Origin of the sequence: Microbacterium sp. 11MF (assembly GCF_000383475.1) — a bacterium.
Lineage (GTDB): Bacteria > Actinomycetota > Actinomycetes > Actinomycetales > Microbacteriaceae > Microbacterium > Microbacterium aquilitoris.
The window spans coordinates 191,580-206,761 of the sequence record NZ_KB911461.1; the positions used below are offsets into that span (position 1 = coordinate 191,580).

A 15,182-nucleotide genomic window follows, 5' to 3' on the forward strand; every position below is an offset into this window, starting at 1 on the left:
GTCGTGTCGTCACGAGCCGAACAGGGTGAGCCAGAGCAGCAGCCCGTTGAGCGCGACGAGGAAGACCGACGCCAGGATTCCGGCGGCCGTCGTCCACGCCCGGTTGCGGTACGCGCCGAGCACGTCCCGCTTCGCGGTGAGCGAGACGAGGGGGATGAGGGCGAACGGGATGCCGAAGCTCAGCACGACCTGGCTGATGATCAGCGCGAGCGTCGGGTCGACGCCGACCGCGAGGATCGCGAGCGCCGGCACGAGCGTCACGAGGCGGCGCGCGAGGAGCGGGATGCGGACGCGCAGCAGCCCGTGCATGATCTCGGCTCCCGCATACGCGCCGACCGCGCTGCTGGCGAGGCCGCTCGCGAGGAGCCCGACGGCGAACAGCGTCGCGACGACCGGACCGATGCCGTTCTGCAGCGCCGCGTAGGCGCCCTCGAGACTGTCGGTTCCGGGGACCCCGGCGAGGTTCGCCGCCGCCAGCAGCAGGATGCCGAGGTTCACCGTCCCCGCGACGGCCAGGGCGATCGTGACGTCCCAGCGCGTGGCGCGGAGCACCCGGCGGGTGTCGAGGGCCGCGCCGGTGGCCGCGGCATCCGCTCGCCGGCTCTCGGCCGGATGGAAGCGGTCACGGGCGAGCGAGCTGTGCGCGTAGATCGCATGCGGCATGATCGTCGCCCCGAGGATGGATGCCGCCAGCAGCACCGATCCGGTCCCCTCGAATCGCGGGAGCAAGCCGCGGGCGACGCCGGACGCCTCGGGCGGGCCGATGAAGACGCCGTAGGTGAAACCGACCGCGATGATCACCATCAGGCCGATGATGACGAACTCGAAGGTGCGCGCGCCGCGGCGGGATTGGATCAGCAACAGCGCGATCGAGACGGCGCCCGTGATGAGCCCGCCCCACACGAGCGGCACGCCGAACAGCAGCCACAGGGCGACCGCACCGCCGATGATCTCGGCGACGTCGGTCGCCATCGCGACGAGCTCCGCCTGCAGCCAGTACGCGCGGCGAGCGGTGTGCGTGCGGAAGCGGGCGCCGAGGAGTTCGGGAAGGCTCCGCCCCGTCACGATGCCGAGCTTCGCCGACAGGTACTGGATCAGCCAGGCCATGACGTTGCCGAGCACGACGACCCACACGAGCAGGTAGCCGTAGCGGGCGCCGGCGGTCATGTTGCTCGCGACGTTCCCCGGGTCGAGGTAGGCGACCCCCGCGACGAGTGCCGGCCCGAGCAGCCACGCCGCGCGGGTGCGCGGACGTGCGGTCCCGGGATTTTTCGGCATACCGAAAAATCTAGCGCACGAGGCCACCACGGTGCCCCGACTAACCTGGACCGGTGCCAGACCCGACCGAGCCCGACGCCGAGCCGCAGCTTCCGGTGGGGGTCGGGCCGTGGCCGGGCGAGTGGCCCGACGATCCGCACTACGACCGCGACCTGCTCGAGCACGGTGACCGCCGCAACGTCGTCGACCGCTACCGGTACTGGACGATGGCGGCGATCGTGGCGGACCTCGACGAGAAGCGGCATCCGTTCCACGTGGCGATCGAGAACTGGCAGCACGACATGAACATCGGCTCGATCGTCCGCAGCGCCAACGCGTTCGGCGCCGCCGAGGTGCACATCATCGGCAAGCGCCGCTGGAACCGCCGCGGCGCGATGGTCACCGACCGGTACCAGCACGTCCGCCACCACGAGGACGTCGCGTCCTTCGCGGCATGGGCGGATGCCGCGGGCCTTCCGGTCCTCGCGATCGACAACGTCGACGGCTCGGTTCCGGTCGACCGGGCGGACCTGCCCGAGCGCTGCGTCCTGCTGTTCGGGCAGGAGGGGCCGGGGCTGTCGCCCGAGGCGCTCGCCGCGGCATCCGGCGTCGTCGAGATCACCCAGTACGGGTCGACCCGGTCGATCAACGCCTCGGCCGCCGCGGCGGTCGTCATGTACGAATGGTGCCGCCGCTACGCGTGAGCCCGCGTCGTCAGGCCACGGCGTACCGGCGGGACCGCAGGTAGAAGGCGGCGAGCGTCACGGCGAGAGCGGTTGCCGGCACGGCGAGGACCGAGCCGACGAGCAGGAGCAGTCCCGCTCCGATGTTCGCGAATCCTCCCGCCGCAGCATCCTGGAGGGTCGTCACGGCGCCGAGGAAAATCGTCGCCCCCACGACCAGGTATCCCACCGTCGCGAAGGCGGAGACGACGGTGCTCAACCGGTGCAGCCACACGCCGACGATGCCGGTGACGATGGCGGTGCCGGCGGCGCCGGCGACCACGACGAGCTCGGCGAAGGTGCCGTCCGCTGTCAGCAGGTAGGTCGCGAGTGCCGCGGCTCCGATGGTCAGTGCGAGACCCGATGCGACCATCAGAGCGGTCGCGAGTGTGATCCTGCTGGTGTTCTTCATGGTGGAGTCCGTTCCCCCGAGCGGTTCCTGCCCGACACGGCCGTCGTGGCGTGGTGTCACCTTAGCCCGCGGCATCCGCCACGCGGAAGCGGTGCTCGGGGCGGCCCGTCGTGCCGTATCGCAGGCTGATCTCCACGAGCCCGCGCGACGCGAGCGCGGTGAGGTGGCGCTGGGCCGTTGCGCGTGAGATGCCGCTGCGCTCGGCGACCTCGCTCGCCGACGCCTCGCCGTCGGCGAGGGCGCCGAGGATGGTCCGCTCCGTCGCCGACCGCGACACCGACGCCTGGTCGGGGGCGCCGCGCATCGCCGTCGCCGCGCGGTCGATCTGGTCCTGCGTGAGCGGGGCGGCGTCGGAGAGCAGGTTGCGGTAGCGCGCGTACCGGTCGAGGCGATCGGCCAGCGTCCGCGCGTCGAACGGCTTCACGAGGTAGGCGAGGGCGCCGGCGCGGAAGGCGCGCCGCACCGTCCGCGCGTCCGTCGCCGCACTCAGCACGAACGCGTCGACGCCGCATGAGCGCACGACCTCGATGCCGTCCCCGTCGGGCAGGTACACGTCGGCGAGGATCAGGTCGGGGGTATCGGCCCGCACGGCACCCAGCGCCTCGGCCGCGGTGCGGACCGGCTCGAGCGCGGTGAATCCGCGCACCCCCGTCACGATGTCGCGGTGCACGCCGGCGACGCGGAAGTCGTCGTCGATGATCAGCACGCGGATGTCACTCATCGTCGCTCTCCTCGATCTCACCCGGTCCCGCCGGACCCATCACCGCGGGTAGACGAGCCCCGAAGATCGCGCCGCCGTCGCGGCCGCCCGCGTCGATGATCCAGACCTCGCCCCCGCGTCGCCTCGCGAGCTCACGGGACAGCGGCAGCCCGATGCCGTGGCCGTGCACAGCCGTCTCGGTCTCCGACACCGTGCGCGCGGCGAACACGTCGCCGGGCTCCGTCACGCCGCCTCCCGAATCCGCCACCGTCAGGACGAGCTCGCCCCCGTCGAGCTCGTCGAGGAGGGTCACCTCTACCCAGGCGTCCGCCGACGAGGATGCCGCGGCCGTCACCGCGTTCCCCACGAGGTTACCGAGCACGGCGAGGGTGTCCTCCACCTCGCGCAGCGTGCTGCGCAGCAGGGTGTCGGGCCCGACGCGCAACTCGACGCCGCGTTCGCGGGCGCTCTCGGCCATCGCGCCGAGGAACGACTGCAGGACCGGGTCGGTCACGGCATCCAGCCCGGCCACCCGCAGGTCGACGGCGCCGCGACCCGAGACCTCGCGCAGGAAGTCGCGGGCCTCCTCGCCGCGGCCCGCGTCCAGCAGACCGGATGCCGCGTGCAGGCGGTTCGCGAACTCGTGGCGCTGCGCGCGCAGCGCGTCGGTCAGGGTGCGGACGCCGTCAAGACGCTCGGTGAGGGCGAGCAGATCGGTCCGGTCGCGGAGGATCGCCGCGGTGCCGAGTGCGCGGGAACCGCGACGCACCGGGCGGACGTCGACATAGACGATGCGGTCGCCGACCGCGAGTCCCGACGGCGCGCCCCCCGTGAGCGCATCGCGCACCGACGGGTCGACCGGGACGTCGCGAAGGGCGGTCCCAGGCGCGGCGGCGACGCCCAGCATCCGCGTCGTCGCCTCGCTCCACACGCGCACGGTGCCGTCCGGGTCCACCGCGACGACACCCTCGTCCGCGCTCTCGAACACGGCGGTCTGCGTCTGGACGAGTGCCGCGAGCTCTTCGGGCTGCAGCCCCAGCGTCACGCGCTCGAGCCGCCGACGCATCAGCAGCGCCGCGACCGCGCCGAGGGCGAGGGCCAGCACGACCGCGACGGCGATGCCGGTGAGGAGGGCGGGCAGATCGCGGAACACACTGGCTCGCTCGAATCCGACGCTCACCTCGCCGACCGGCCGGTCGCCGTCGCCGGGCGCGTACACCGGCACCTTGGCGCGTGCGGATTCGCCGAGCGTGCCGGACTCCCACGTCACGACCTCGCGCCCGGCGAGGGCGTCGACGAAGCTCGTGCTCACGACATCGCCGAGCCGGTCCGGGTCGGGGTGGGCGAGACGGATGCCGTGATCGTCGGTGATCACGACGAACAGCACGTCCGTACGGTCCGAGACGGCGGTCGCGTACCCCTGCAGAGGGCCACCGCGAAGCTTCGCGGCATCCGGCGTGCCGGGGTCGGCGGAGTATTCCGCGACCAGCTCGCGGACGTCGGGGGTCGCCGCGACGCTCCGGGCGATGTTCAGCGCCGAGGACTCCGCTTCGGCGCGCAGCTGCTGCACCCCGAGGAAGAGGAAGACGCCGGCGCACGCCGCCACGACGCACACCTGCGTGACGAGCTGGAGGACCAGCATCCTGCTCCCGAACCGCACCCGACCACCTCCTGCGCACAATGAGCGAAAGCCACGTTACGCGCACAACGCGGGGGAATGAGCCTTAGCGCGCGCCCTGGCTCACGGCATCCCTACGATCGCGGGACCAGGCACCGAACCCGCCGGAGCCGCTTCACGACGAAGGAGTCGCGATGAGCATCGTGCATACCGAGGCAGCCGAGTACCCGGTGGCCTTCACCCCACCCGACACCGTCCTGGTCATCCTGGGCTTCGTGATGGTCCTGACCTTCATGGCGCTGATCATGACGAGGCGCCTCACCCCCATGGTCGCGCTCATCACCGTGCCGACGATCTTCGGCCTCTTCGCCGGCGCGGGTCTCGGCCTCGGCGACATGGTCATCGACGCGATCGGCGACCTCGCCCCCACTGCGGCGCTCCTCATGTTCGCGATCATGTACTTCGGCATCATGATCGACGTCGGGTTGTTCGACCCGCTCATCCGCCTCATCACCCGCCTGCTGGGCGACGACCCCGCCAAGGTCGTGCTCGGCACGGCGATCCTCGCTGGTGCGGTCTCGCTCGACGGCGACGGCTCGACCACCTTCATCATCACGACGTCGGCGATGCTGCCCATCTACCTGCGGCTCGGGATGAGCCCCGTCGTCCTGACCTGTGTCGCGGGCCTCATGAACGGCACGCTGAACATCGTCCCCTGGGGCGGCCCCACGGTGCGCGCTGCCTCGGCGCTCGGCCTGCAGCCGACCGACATCTTCGTCCCCATGCTGCCCTCGCTGGCCACCGGCCTCGTGATCTCCCTGCTGTTCGCCTGGTTCCTGGGGCTCTCCGAGCGTCGCCGCCTGGCCGGATCGGTCGACACGTCGCGTCTCGAAGCCACGGCCGGCGACGGACGCCTCGGCGCTCCCCGCCTGTTCCGCGGCGCCGAGAACAAGCCCGGCGCGCTCGCGCACCTGCGCACCGGCAACATCGTCACCGTTCGCGGCGCCCGCAACGCGGTCGACGCCGCGAAGCTCGTCGACACGGCTGACACCGCGATGGCCGATACCCTGCTCGACCCGAACCGTGCCTCGCTCCGGCCGAAGCTCATCTGGTTCAACCTCGTGCTGACCCTCGCCGTCATGGTGATGCTCGTGCTCGACATCTACCCGCTGGCCTACGTGTTCATGGTCGGTGCGGCCATCGCACTGATCGTGAACTTCCCCCGGCTCAAGACGCAGGCCGATGAGATCGTCGCCCACGCCCCCAGCATCGTCGGCGTCGTCTCGATGGTCCTCGCCGCCGGCGTCCTGGTCGGCGTGCTGAACGGCACCGGCATGGTGTCGGCGATGGCCAGCTGGGTGACCGAGGTGATCCCGCCGTCGCTCGGACCGTTCATGGCCGTGATCACCGGCATCCTGTCGATCCCGTTCACGTTCTTCATGTCGAACGACGCCTTCTACTTCGGCATCCTGCCGATCCTCGCCGAGAGCGCGACGACCTACGGCATCGAACCCGTCGAGATGGCGCGCGCCTCGATCACCGGCCAGCCCGTGCACCTGCAGAGCCCGCTCGTGCCCGCGATCCTGCTGCTCGTCTCGCTCGCAGGCGTCAACCTCGGCGACCACCACAAGAAGGTCCTGTGGCGCGCTGTGATCGTCTCGCTCGTCATGCTCGCCGTGGGCGTGCTCGTGGGGTCCATCCCGCTGATGGCCTGAGTCCTGGCGCGGGTCAGGCGAACACGCGAGAGGGGCGCATCAGTAGTCCGCTCCGAAGCGGATGCTGCTGGTGACGCCGTGCGGGCCTGCCGCGTCGGCGGCGGCCTCACCGCCGAACAGCACGCGGGAGATTCCCCGGGTGTCGTCGATCATGGCGTCGAGCGCGGTGGCCAGGTCGCCGTCCGTGACGTCTCGGTCGTCGGACACCGCCCGGAGCACCGCGCGTCGGATCACCTCCTTCACGAAGGATGCGGTGACGCCTTCGGCGCGCTCGGCGGCGCGCTCCAGCGCCTCGGCGGAGAACGGCAGGTCGCTCCCGTACACCTGGAACAGCCGCTGACGGGCGGACAGTTCGGGCAGCGGGATCTCGAGCGCGAGGTCGACCCGGCCAGGGCGTGCGGCGAGGGCCGGCTCGAGGATCTCGGCGCGGTTCGTCGTCAGGATGAAGGCGACGTCGGCGTCGCCGTCCAGACCGTCGAGAGCGTCGAGCACCTCGAACAGCAGCGGCTGCAGTCCGAAGTCGCCCCGATCGGCGGCCACGAGGTCGACGTCTTCGAGGACGACCAGAGCGGGGCTCATCGCACGTGCGAGTGAGGCGGCCTCGCCGATCAGCCCGAGTGCGGCGCCCTGCAGCAACACGACCGTCGTTCCGGGCGTCTCGTGGATGAGGTGGCGGATGGTCAGGGTCTTGCCGGTTCCGGGAGGGCCGTACAGCAGCACGCCCCGCTTGAGGTGCTGGCCGCGGGCACGCAGCTCGTCGGCGCGATCCCCGATCTCGACGACGTGAGCGCAGATGCGGTCGAGCAGGCCCTCGGGCAGGATCACCTGATCGGCGGTGATCGTCGGCCGCTCGAGGAACGTCATGCCCCCGACGCCGCTCGCCCCGTACTCGCTCCGCGCGAAGCTCACGACGTTGCCGCGGACGACGCTGAGCTCGTTCATGAGCCGACGGATCTCGGCCAGAAGCCTGGGCGCGACCTCCGGCGTCGCGGTGATGACGTCGAGTGTCGCCTCGCTGCGGCCGGCCCGCGGGTCGGCAGCCCGTTGCAGCGCCGCGACCGGCACCCCCTCGAAGCGGAAGAGGTGCACTGCAGTCGACTTGGTCTGCCGAGTCGTCGTCGGACCGGTGGCGACGGTCACGTACTCGACCGGGCCCGGCTGGATGCGCGCGTAGGGCGATGCGAGGAGGCCGGCGAACTCCTCGTGCTGCAGGTGCTGCCCGCCGCGGATGCCGACGACCTCGGCATCCGTTCCCCCGATCGCATCGACCGCGAGATCCAGGTCGACGAGACGATGCGGCGGGACCGCTTCCGTGACCATCGGCAGTTGGGCCGGGTCAGCGCCCAGGTGGTCGCGCACCCGCTCGCCGAGGGGGGTCAGCGGGGCGGTCTCGACCTCCGGCATCCGATTCACCCGCTGGATGAGGCGGTGGAAGTCGCGGAGGAAGTCGTCGTCACGGGAGTCCATGCCCGCACTCTAGGGGAGTGGGGTGACACGCGAGACTTGCTCAGACCGCGGCGGTCATCCACTCCGAGCGGCGCACACGCCAGCCGAGGGTGCCGAGGCGCGCGAGCATGTAGACGCCGAAGAAGCACGCCGCCAGCCAGGCGAGGCCGCCCGATCCGCCCGGGTGCAGGGCGATCACGATCGCGAGGGCGGGCAGGTACGGCAGGAGATTGAGGCCGCCGGCGATCGCGAGGTACTTGGCGTCGCCGGCGCCCATGAGCACGCCGTCGAGGACGAACACCACTCCGCACACGGGCTGTGCGATCGCCAGCACGAGAAGGGCGGGCACGATGAGGGCCGCGAGTTCGGGGTCGCCCGTGAAGGCGAGCCCGATCACGCCGGACAGTGCCGCGATGATCACCCCGACGATCACTCCGAACCATGCGCCCCACGCGACCGTCCGGCCGAGCACGCGCCGGACGAACGGTTCGTCGCCGGCTCCGAGCCCGCGCCCGATCAAGGCCTGCGCCGCGATCGCGAGCGCGTCGAGCGCGAAGGCGGCCGTCGAGAAGATCGTGAAGGCGACCTGCCACCCGGCGAGCTCGGCGGTGCCGAGCCCCGTCGCGACCGCGACCGTCGCGAGCAGGGCGACGCGCAGCGACACGGTCCGCAGGAACAGCCACCCGCCCGACCGCGCCGACCCGCGCACCCCATCGCGCTGAGGCAGTACGGATGCCGCGTGCCGCCGCGCGAGCCGGCCGATGACGACGACGTAGGCGGCGACCATGCCCCACTGCGCCGCGACGGTGCCGGCGGCGGAGCCCGAGATGCCCCATCCGAACCCGTAGATGAAGAGCCAGTTGAGCAGGGCGTTGGCGCCGAAGCCGAGACCGGCGATCCAGAGCGGGGTGACGGTGTCCTGCATCCCGCGCAGCAGGCCGGTCGCGGCGAAGACGATGAGCATCGCCGGCAGTCCCCACATCGACAAGCCGAGGTAGGCGATCGCCTGGTCGGTCACATCGGGACCGGCGTCGAAGAGCCCCACGAGCCACGGCGTCGCGAGCGACCCGACGAGGGCGAGCAGTGCGCCGAGCCCGAGCGCGAGCCACAGGCCGTCGATGCCGACGCTCACGGCGCTCTTGCGGTCGCCGGCTCCGAAGCGACGAGCGACGGCGGGCGTCGTCGAATAGGCGAGGAAGACCATCAGCCCGACGATCGTCTGCAGGATGGCTCCGGCGATGCCGAGACCCGCGAGCGGAACGACGCCGAGGTGGCCGATCAGGGCGGCATCCACGATCAGGAACATCGGCTCGGCGACCAGCGCGCCGAGCGCGGGCACGGCGAGGCGCAGGATCTCGCGGTTCAGGGTCGGCGCAGGCATGATTTTCAGCCTAGGGGTGACGAGTGGCTCAGCTCGCCCGGCGGTCAGCGAGCACCGGGCTCGTATCGACGGGGCTCGTGCGTGCGGGCGACGAGGTCCCGCAGGGCTTCGAGCGAGCCCGAGACGAGACCCGCGGCCCGCGCCTGCACGAGGATGTTGCCGAGCGCGGTCGCCTCGACCGGGCCCGCGAGCACCGGGACGCCCGCCCGATCGGCGGTGCGCCGGCACAGCAACTCATTGAGCGAGCCGCCGCCGACGATGTGGATGACGCGCACGTCGACCCCGCCGATACGGCCGGCCTCGTGCGCGGCGTCGGCGAAGGCCTGCGCCAGCGACTCGATGATGCTCCGGGCGATCTCGGCCCGGCTCTGCGGGGCGGCGGCGCCGTGCTCCTCGCACCACGCCGCGATGCGCGACGGCATGTCGCCCGGGGGCAGGAACCGCGCGTCGTCGACGTCGAACACGGCGACCGGGCCCGGCACGTCGGCCGCCGCGGCCAGCAGGTCGGCGAGCTCGATCTCGTGCCCCTCGCGCTGCCACCCGCGGACGGTCTCGCTGAGGATCCAGAGACCCATGACGTTGCGGAGCAGTCGGGTGCGTCCGTCGACGCCGCCCTCGTTCGTGAACTTCGCCTCGCGGGCCGCGTCGGTCAGCACCGGGCGGTCGACCTCGACGCCCACGAGTCCCCACGTGCCGCACGAGATGTAGGCGGCATCGCCCGACGCCATCGGTACGGCGACGACGGCGGACGCCGTGTCGTGCGACCCGACGGCGGTCACGGCGGTCCGCGGTGCGCCGAGGCTCGCGGCGACCTCGGCGGTGAGGGATCCGAGTGTCTCGCCGGGGGAGATGAGCGGGGTCAGCAGATGCTGGGGGATGCCGAGGGCGGCCGCCAGGTCGGCATCCCATTCGCCCGTGTCGGCGCGCAGGAGACCGGTCGTCGACGCGTTCGTCCGTTCCGTGCGCGCCTGGCCCGTGAGCCAATACCCGATGAGGTCGGGGATGAGCAGGGCGTGCTCGGCGAGGCGCAGCACGGAACGGTCCTCGGCGGCGAACTGGTAGAGCGTGTTGAACGGCAGGAACTGCAGGCCGTTGCGGGCGAACAGTGCCTCGTGCGGGTGAGAGGCGTGCACCGCCTCGACGCCCCGCGTCGTGCGCTCGTCGCGGTAGTGGAACGGCTCGCCGAGCAGGCGCGAGCGCGCGATGAGGCCGTAGTCGACGGCCCAGGAGTCCACGCCGATGCTCGCGACGTCGTCGCGCAGCGCCTCGCGGAGTCCGTCGAGCACCGAGCCGTAGAGGCCCAGGATGTTCCAGTGCAGGCCGTCCGAGACCCGCACCGGGTCGTTCGCGAACCGGGCGACGGTGCTCGTCTCGAGCGTGTCGGAGCCGACGTTGCCGACGATCACCCGGCCGCTCGTCGCACCGAGGTCGACGGCGACGACGGTGCCCCCCGCGGTGCTCACGGGTTGAGGGCCGCCAGGCGAGCGGCGAAGCGGGCCAGCGTGAGGGATGCGGCATCCCCCTCGTCGGGACGGTTGAGGTGGCCGTGGTCGGTGCCGGGCTCGATCACGTGCTCGACGTCGCGGCCGGCCGACGCGAGGGTCCGCGCGAAGTGCTCGCTCGAGACGCGGAGCTCGTCAACGTCGCCGGCGACGATGAGCGTCGGCGGGAACTCGGCGAGGTCCTCGTGAGTCGCGAGCCCCGGGATGGCCGCCAGCGGCGCGTCGACGACCGATCCGCCGAGGTAGTTCTCGTACATGCCGCGAACGGCATCCGGCCCGAACCGGTCGGCCGCGGGTCGGGCGTCGAGCGCGGCGCGGAGCTCGCCCTCGGGTGCGGGCTGCTCGGCCAGCAGCGTCGGGTAGGCGAGCAGGACGAGCGCGGGCAGGTGTCGATCGTTCTGGATGAGGCGGAGGACCGCACCGGTCGCGATGTTCGCGCCGGCGCTCGCGCCGCCGATCGCGAGCCGTGCCGGATCCACGCCGAGCGTCGCGGCCTCGGTCAGCAGCCAGTCCCAGGCCGCAAGGGTGTCGTCGGATGCCGCGGGGAACCCCGCGCGCTCGCGCCCGGGTTCGGTCGCGGGAGCCTCCCACCCGTCGGGCAGCGGCGCCAGGCGGTAGTCGACGGAGACGACCGTGGTCCCGGCATCCGCCAACGTCCGTGCGACGTGGTCGGCCTCGGGCATGTCGATGTCGCCGGCGGCGAACCCGCCGCCGTGCAGCCACACCAGTCCCGGGGTCGGGCGCTCGAGGATGCGGGCGGGGTAGACGCGGACGAGGCCGCCGGCAGCGCCGTAGGGGGTGGGGATGTCGCTCATCGGTCGATCATGCACCCCAGCCGGCCTGCGTGCCGCCGACGCGCTCGTCGGCGATCTTCTGCAGGTGACCGGATGCCGCGAACGCGGCCATCGGGTCGGCGGGAAGCCCGCGCGACTCGCGCCACTCGGCGAGGGCGGGGCGGACGTCGGTGTAGAAGGCGTCCATGAGGATGCCGTTGGCGCCGAGCACGTCGTTGGCCTGCTGTGCGGCATCCAGGGCGTCGCGGTCGATGAGCAGGGCGCGCGCCGTCATCTCCTGCACGTTGAGCACCGAGCGGATCTGGCCGGGGATCTTGTCCTCGATGTTGTGGCACTGGTCGAGCATGAAGGCGACGTCGGGGTTGTTCAGTCCGCCGCCGCGGACGACCTCGGTGAGGATCCGGAACAGCTGGAACGGGTCGGCCGAGCCCACGATGAGGTCGTCGTCGGCGTAGAAGCGCGAGTTGAAGTCGAAGGACCCGAGCTTTCCGAGACGCAGAAGCTGCATGACGATGAACTCGATGTTGGTGCCGGGGGCGTGGTGGCCGGTGTCGAGGCAGACCATCGCCTTGTCGCCGAGGGCGGCGACCTGGGCGTAGGACGTGCCCCAGTCGGGAACGTCGGTGTGGTAGAACGACGGCTCGAAGAACTTGTACTCGAGGACGAGGCGCTGCGCGTCGCCGAGGCGGGCGTAGATCTGCTGCAGCGAGTCCTGCAGGCGGTCCTGGCGTCCGCGCATGTCGTTCTGGCCGGGGTAGTTCGATCCCTCGGCGAGCCAGATTTTGAGGTCGCGCGACCCCGTCTCGTGCATGATGTCGATGCACTCGAGGTGGTGGTCGATCGCCTTGCGGCGGATCGCCTCGTCGTGATGGGTGAGTGCGCCGAACTTGTAGTCCTCGTCCTGGAACGTGTTCGAGTTGACGGTGCCCAGCTGCACGCCGAGGTCCTCGGCATGGCGGCGGAGGGCGGCGTAGTCGTCGACCTTGTCCCACGGGATGTGCAGCGCGACGGTCGGAGCCAGCGCGGTGTAGCGGTTGACCTCGGCGGCGTCCGCGATCTTCTCGAACGGATCGCGCGGCGTGCCGGCCGTCGCGAAGACGCGGAACCGGGTGCCGGAGTTGCCGAACGCCCAGCTGGGCAGTTCGATGGCCTGCCCCTCGAGCTGGGTGAGGATGTCGTGTGACAGCGTCGTCATGAGGGGTCGCTTTCTGAGGGGGCGTCGGCGGTGGCCGCCAACTGGTCGTGCAGGTTGAAGACTTCGGCGAGTGGGGTCGCCGCCTGGTCGGGGCGGCCCTCGAGGCCGACGAAGTAGCGGGCCATCTCGGCCTCCCAGCGTGCGGTGACGGGGGAGGCGGCGAGGTAGGCCTGCGCCGCGGTGTCGTCGTCGACCTCGTAGTAGCCGAACAGGCGCCCGCCGTCGCCGAGGAACAGGGAGTAGTTGCGACGACCGGATGCCTCGATCTCGGCGAGCATCTCGGGCCAGACGGGCGTGTGGCGCGCGACGTATTCGTCGATCAGGGCAGGGTCGATCTGCAGCTGGAAGGCGACGCGGGTCATGTCACTCCTTCGTGAGGCCGGTGCATCGTCGGGGAAGCGTTTCATGAAACGATTCAAGATTCAGAACAGTAACGTGGGTCCGAAGCATCCGTCAAGGCAGGTCATGTGGCAGTCAGTGTGAAGGACGTCGCTCGCGCGGCAGGAGTGTCGGTGGGGACCGTGTCGAACGTCCTCAACCGGCCGGCGAAGGTATCCCCGGCGACCGTGGAACGCGTGCACGCGGCCATCTCCGCGCTCGGGTTCGTCCGCAACGACGCCGCGCGCCAACTGCGCGCCGGACGCAGTCGCACCGTCGGGCTCGTCGTCCTCGATACGGCCAACCCGTTCTTCGCCGAAGTCGCCCGCGGCGCCGAAGAGCGCGCCGCCGCGCACGGCGTGACGATCCTCCTCGGCAGCAGCGGGCAGGATGCCGCCCGCGAGAACGCCTACCTCGACCTGTTCCGCGAGCAGCGCGTCAACGGCGTGCTCCTCACCCCGTTGGCCCTCGACGACGCACGCGCCGAGACGCTCGAGACCGCCGGCGTCCCGATCGTCCTCCTCGACGCCGAAGCGGACGGCGACCTGCCGTCCGTGGCCGTCGACGACGTCGAGGGCGGATACCTCGCCGTCCAGCACCTGTTGCAGCAGGGGCGTCGCCGGATCCTGTTCGCCGGGGGACCGGCATCCGTCCGCCAGGTGGCGGACCGCCTCGAGGGGGCGCGGCGCGCGCTCGCCGAGGTGCCCGAGGCGTCGCTCGAGGTCGCCGCGACCGACGAGCTCACAGTGCTCGCAGGGCGGCTCGTCGGCGAGCAGCTCGCCCGACGCGACGCGGCCGAGCGGCCCGACGGCGTGTTCTGCGCGAACGACCTGCTGGCCGTCGGCGTGCTGCAGGGTGCCGGCATCCTCGGTTCGTTGCGCGTCCCCGAGGACCTCGCCCTCATCGGCTACGACGACATCGATTTCGCGCAGTCGACGGTCGTTCCGCTCAGCTCGATCCGTCAGCCCGCGCGCGAGATCGGCGCCGCGGCCGTCGACGCGCTGTTCGCCCTGCTGGAGGACCCGGATGCCGAGCCGCAGCGCATCCGCTTCCGCCCCGAACTCGTCGTCCGGGCGTCGACCGGGGGCTGAGGCGCGGGCGACCGGGCGTCAGCGCGCGGCCGAGCGCACCAGCGAGGTCAGGAGCGCTGCCGCGTACTCGCGGTTGTCGGCGGTGATGGCGGGCACCGCCGGGGCGCGATGGTCCGACGCGATGCGGAAGCCTTTGGCCTCGGCATCCCACGTGATCTCCGTGATGTCGGCGAGCGGCGTCCGGTTCACGTCCTCCATCAGGTCGCGCGAGTAGAGCGCGGCGTCGGTGATCGCGATCCCGTAGACGCCGGCGAGTGTGGCGCTCGACAGCGAAGCGAGGGGGCGGTCGGATGCCGGCAGCTTCCATTTCGCGGAGAGCTTGGCGAGGTGCTTCGCGTCCTTGGGCCGCGAGGGAAGCGAGAAGTCGGAGGACAGCCTGCTGGCGAGCACCAGCTCCTCGACGGTGGCGGGCGCCTCGACCGGCGGTTCGGTGACGGCGACCGTCCCGCGCACCGTGTCGATGACGGCGGCCAGATAGCGCGCGACCGCAGGACGGTCGTCGGGTGCCAGCACCCGCTCGGTCGGGGCGAGATCGACCGGGGCGTCGCGCACGCGCAGGGCGGTCCCCTCGATCCGGATCTCGGACGTCCCCAGTGAGGCGAGGCTGAGGGGGATCGCGTCGAGGTCGTCGACGCCCTCGACGTAGAGGGAGCGATCGGTCACGAGCACACCGCGGGAGTGGCGCCGGCCGAGCAGATCGAGGGTGTGGAAGCCCCAGAACAGGACCGGTAGATCTCCGTCCGAGACGGCTCCGCGCAGGTACATCTGCTCGACCGCCTTCCAGAACACGGCTTCGGCGTCGGCGTAGTCGGGGTGGTCGGTCTGGCCGGCGCGGAACACCAGCCGGCTGATCGCCTCGGGCGTCTCGACCGCCGACACCTCGGCGATCAGGCGGTCGAACAGCTCCCGCCTGCCGGGGCTGAGGGTCTGGAGGTACTCGGTGAGGTTGCTCGGCCCAGGCATGGCTCGTC

At 71.6% G+C, this 15,182-nt stretch carries 14 protein-coding genes; 3 read left to right on the forward strand and 11 right to left on the reverse strand.

Features of this window, described 5'->3' with window-relative positions:
- Positions 1–9: 9 nt before the first annotated feature.
- Positions 10–1,278, reverse strand: coding sequence for an Nramp family divalent metal transporter (locus tag H286_RS0113020; protein WP_020098503.1), 1,269 nt, complete (start codon positions 1,276–1,278; stop codon positions 10–12).
- Positions 1,279–1,331: 53 nt separating this feature from the next.
- Between H286_RS0113020 and H286_RS0113025 the strand changes: the two genes are divergently transcribed.
- A complete protein-coding gene (locus H286_RS0113025; RefSeq protein ID WP_020098504.1) occupies positions 1,332–1,961 on the forward strand; it encodes a TrmH family RNA methyltransferase in 630 nt (209 codons plus the stop codon).
- A 10-nt stretch (positions 1,962–1,971) separates the two neighbouring features.
- Here the strand turns inward: H286_RS0113025 and H286_RS0113030 are convergent, their stop codons facing one another.
- From H286_RS0113030 to H286_RS0113040, 3 genes are all read right to left on the reverse strand, one after another.
- Positions 1,972–2,391 carry a hypothetical protein gene (locus H286_RS0113030; protein WP_020098505.1) on the reverse strand — a complete coding sequence of 140 codons (420 nt, stop codon included), beginning with the start codon at positions 2,389–2,391 and terminating at the stop codon, positions 1,972–1,974.
- Between the two features lie 61 nt (positions 2,392–2,452).
- The gene (locus H286_RS0113035; RefSeq protein WP_020098506.1) at positions 2,453–3,112 is read right to left on the reverse strand and encodes a response regulator; all 660 of its coding nucleotides are present in this window, start codon (positions 3,110–3,112) and stop codon (positions 2,453–2,455) included.
- On the reverse strand, positions 3,105–4,733 hold the full coding sequence (locus tag H286_RS0113040) for a sensor histidine kinase (RefSeq protein WP_020098507.1): 1,629 nt from the start codon (positions 4,731–4,733) through the stop codon (positions 3,105–3,107). The genes H286_RS0113035 and H286_RS0113040 overlap by 8 nt, the downstream gene beginning before the upstream one ends.
- A gap of 170 nt (positions 4,734–4,903) precedes the next feature.
- Between H286_RS0113040 and H286_RS0113045 the strand changes: the two genes are divergently transcribed.
- On the forward strand, positions 4,904–6,424 hold the full coding sequence (locus H286_RS0113045) for a CitMHS family transporter (protein WP_020098508.1): 1,521 nt from the start codon (positions 4,904–4,906) through the stop codon (positions 6,422–6,424).
- A gap of 39 nt (positions 6,425–6,463) precedes the next feature.
- On the opposite strand, the gene H286_RS0113050 is transcribed toward H286_RS0113045, so the two are convergent.
- Genes H286_RS0113050 through H286_RS0113075 form a run of 6 tightly spaced genes read right to left on the reverse strand, consistent with a single transcriptional unit; the run spans position 6,464 to position 13,104 of the window.
- Positions 6,464–7,891: an AAA family ATPase gene (locus H286_RS0113050; protein ID WP_020098509.1), complete on the reverse strand. Its 1,428-nt coding sequence runs from the start codon at positions 7,889–7,891 to the stop codon at positions 6,464–6,466.
- 40 nt (positions 7,892–7,931) lie between these two features.
- On the reverse strand, positions 7,932–9,251 hold the full coding sequence (locus H286_RS0113055; protein WP_020098510.1) for an MATE family efflux transporter: 1,320 nt from the start codon (positions 9,249–9,251) through the stop codon (positions 7,932–7,934).
- A 44-nt stretch (positions 9,252–9,295) separates the two neighbouring features.
- Positions 9,296–10,714 (reverse strand): rhamnulokinase, encoded by a 1,419-nt coding sequence (locus H286_RS0113060; RefSeq protein WP_020098511.1) that lies wholly within the window; start codon positions 10,712–10,714, stop codon positions 9,296–9,298.
- Positions 10,711–11,568 (reverse strand): alpha/beta hydrolase, encoded by an 858-nt coding sequence (locus tag H286_RS0113065; RefSeq protein ID WP_020098512.1) that lies wholly within the window; start codon positions 11,566–11,568, stop codon positions 10,711–10,713. The genes H286_RS0113060 and H286_RS0113065 overlap by 4 nt, the downstream gene beginning before the upstream one ends.
- Positions 11,569–11,575: 7 nt before the next feature.
- A complete protein-coding gene (gene rhaI / locus H286_RS0113070; protein WP_020098513.1) occupies positions 11,576–12,742 on the reverse strand; it encodes an L-rhamnose isomerase in 1,167 nt (388 codons plus the stop codon).
- Entirely contained in the window at positions 12,739–13,104 is a 366-nt protein-coding gene (locus H286_RS0113075) for an L-rhamnose mutarotase (RefSeq protein ID WP_020098514.1), read from the reverse strand. The genes rhaI and H286_RS0113075 overlap by 4 nt, the downstream gene beginning before the upstream one ends.
- Positions 13,105–13,209: 105 nt before the next feature.
- Here H286_RS0113075 and H286_RS0113080 point away from each other — a divergent pair, with 105 nt between their 5' ends.
- Positions 13,210–14,211, forward strand: a complete 1,002-nt coding sequence (locus tag H286_RS0113080; RefSeq protein WP_028497521.1) for a LacI family DNA-binding transcriptional regulator — start codon at positions 13,210–13,212, stop codon at positions 14,209–14,211.
- Positions 14,212–14,229: 18 nt separating this feature from the next.
- On the opposite strand, the gene H286_RS0113085 is transcribed toward H286_RS0113080, so the two are convergent.
- The gene (locus tag H286_RS0113085; protein ID WP_020098516.1) at positions 14,230–15,174 is read right to left on the reverse strand and encodes a hypothetical protein; all 945 of its coding nucleotides are present in this window, start codon (positions 15,172–15,174) and stop codon (positions 14,230–14,232) included.
- Positions 15,175–15,182 lie beyond the last annotated feature (8 nt).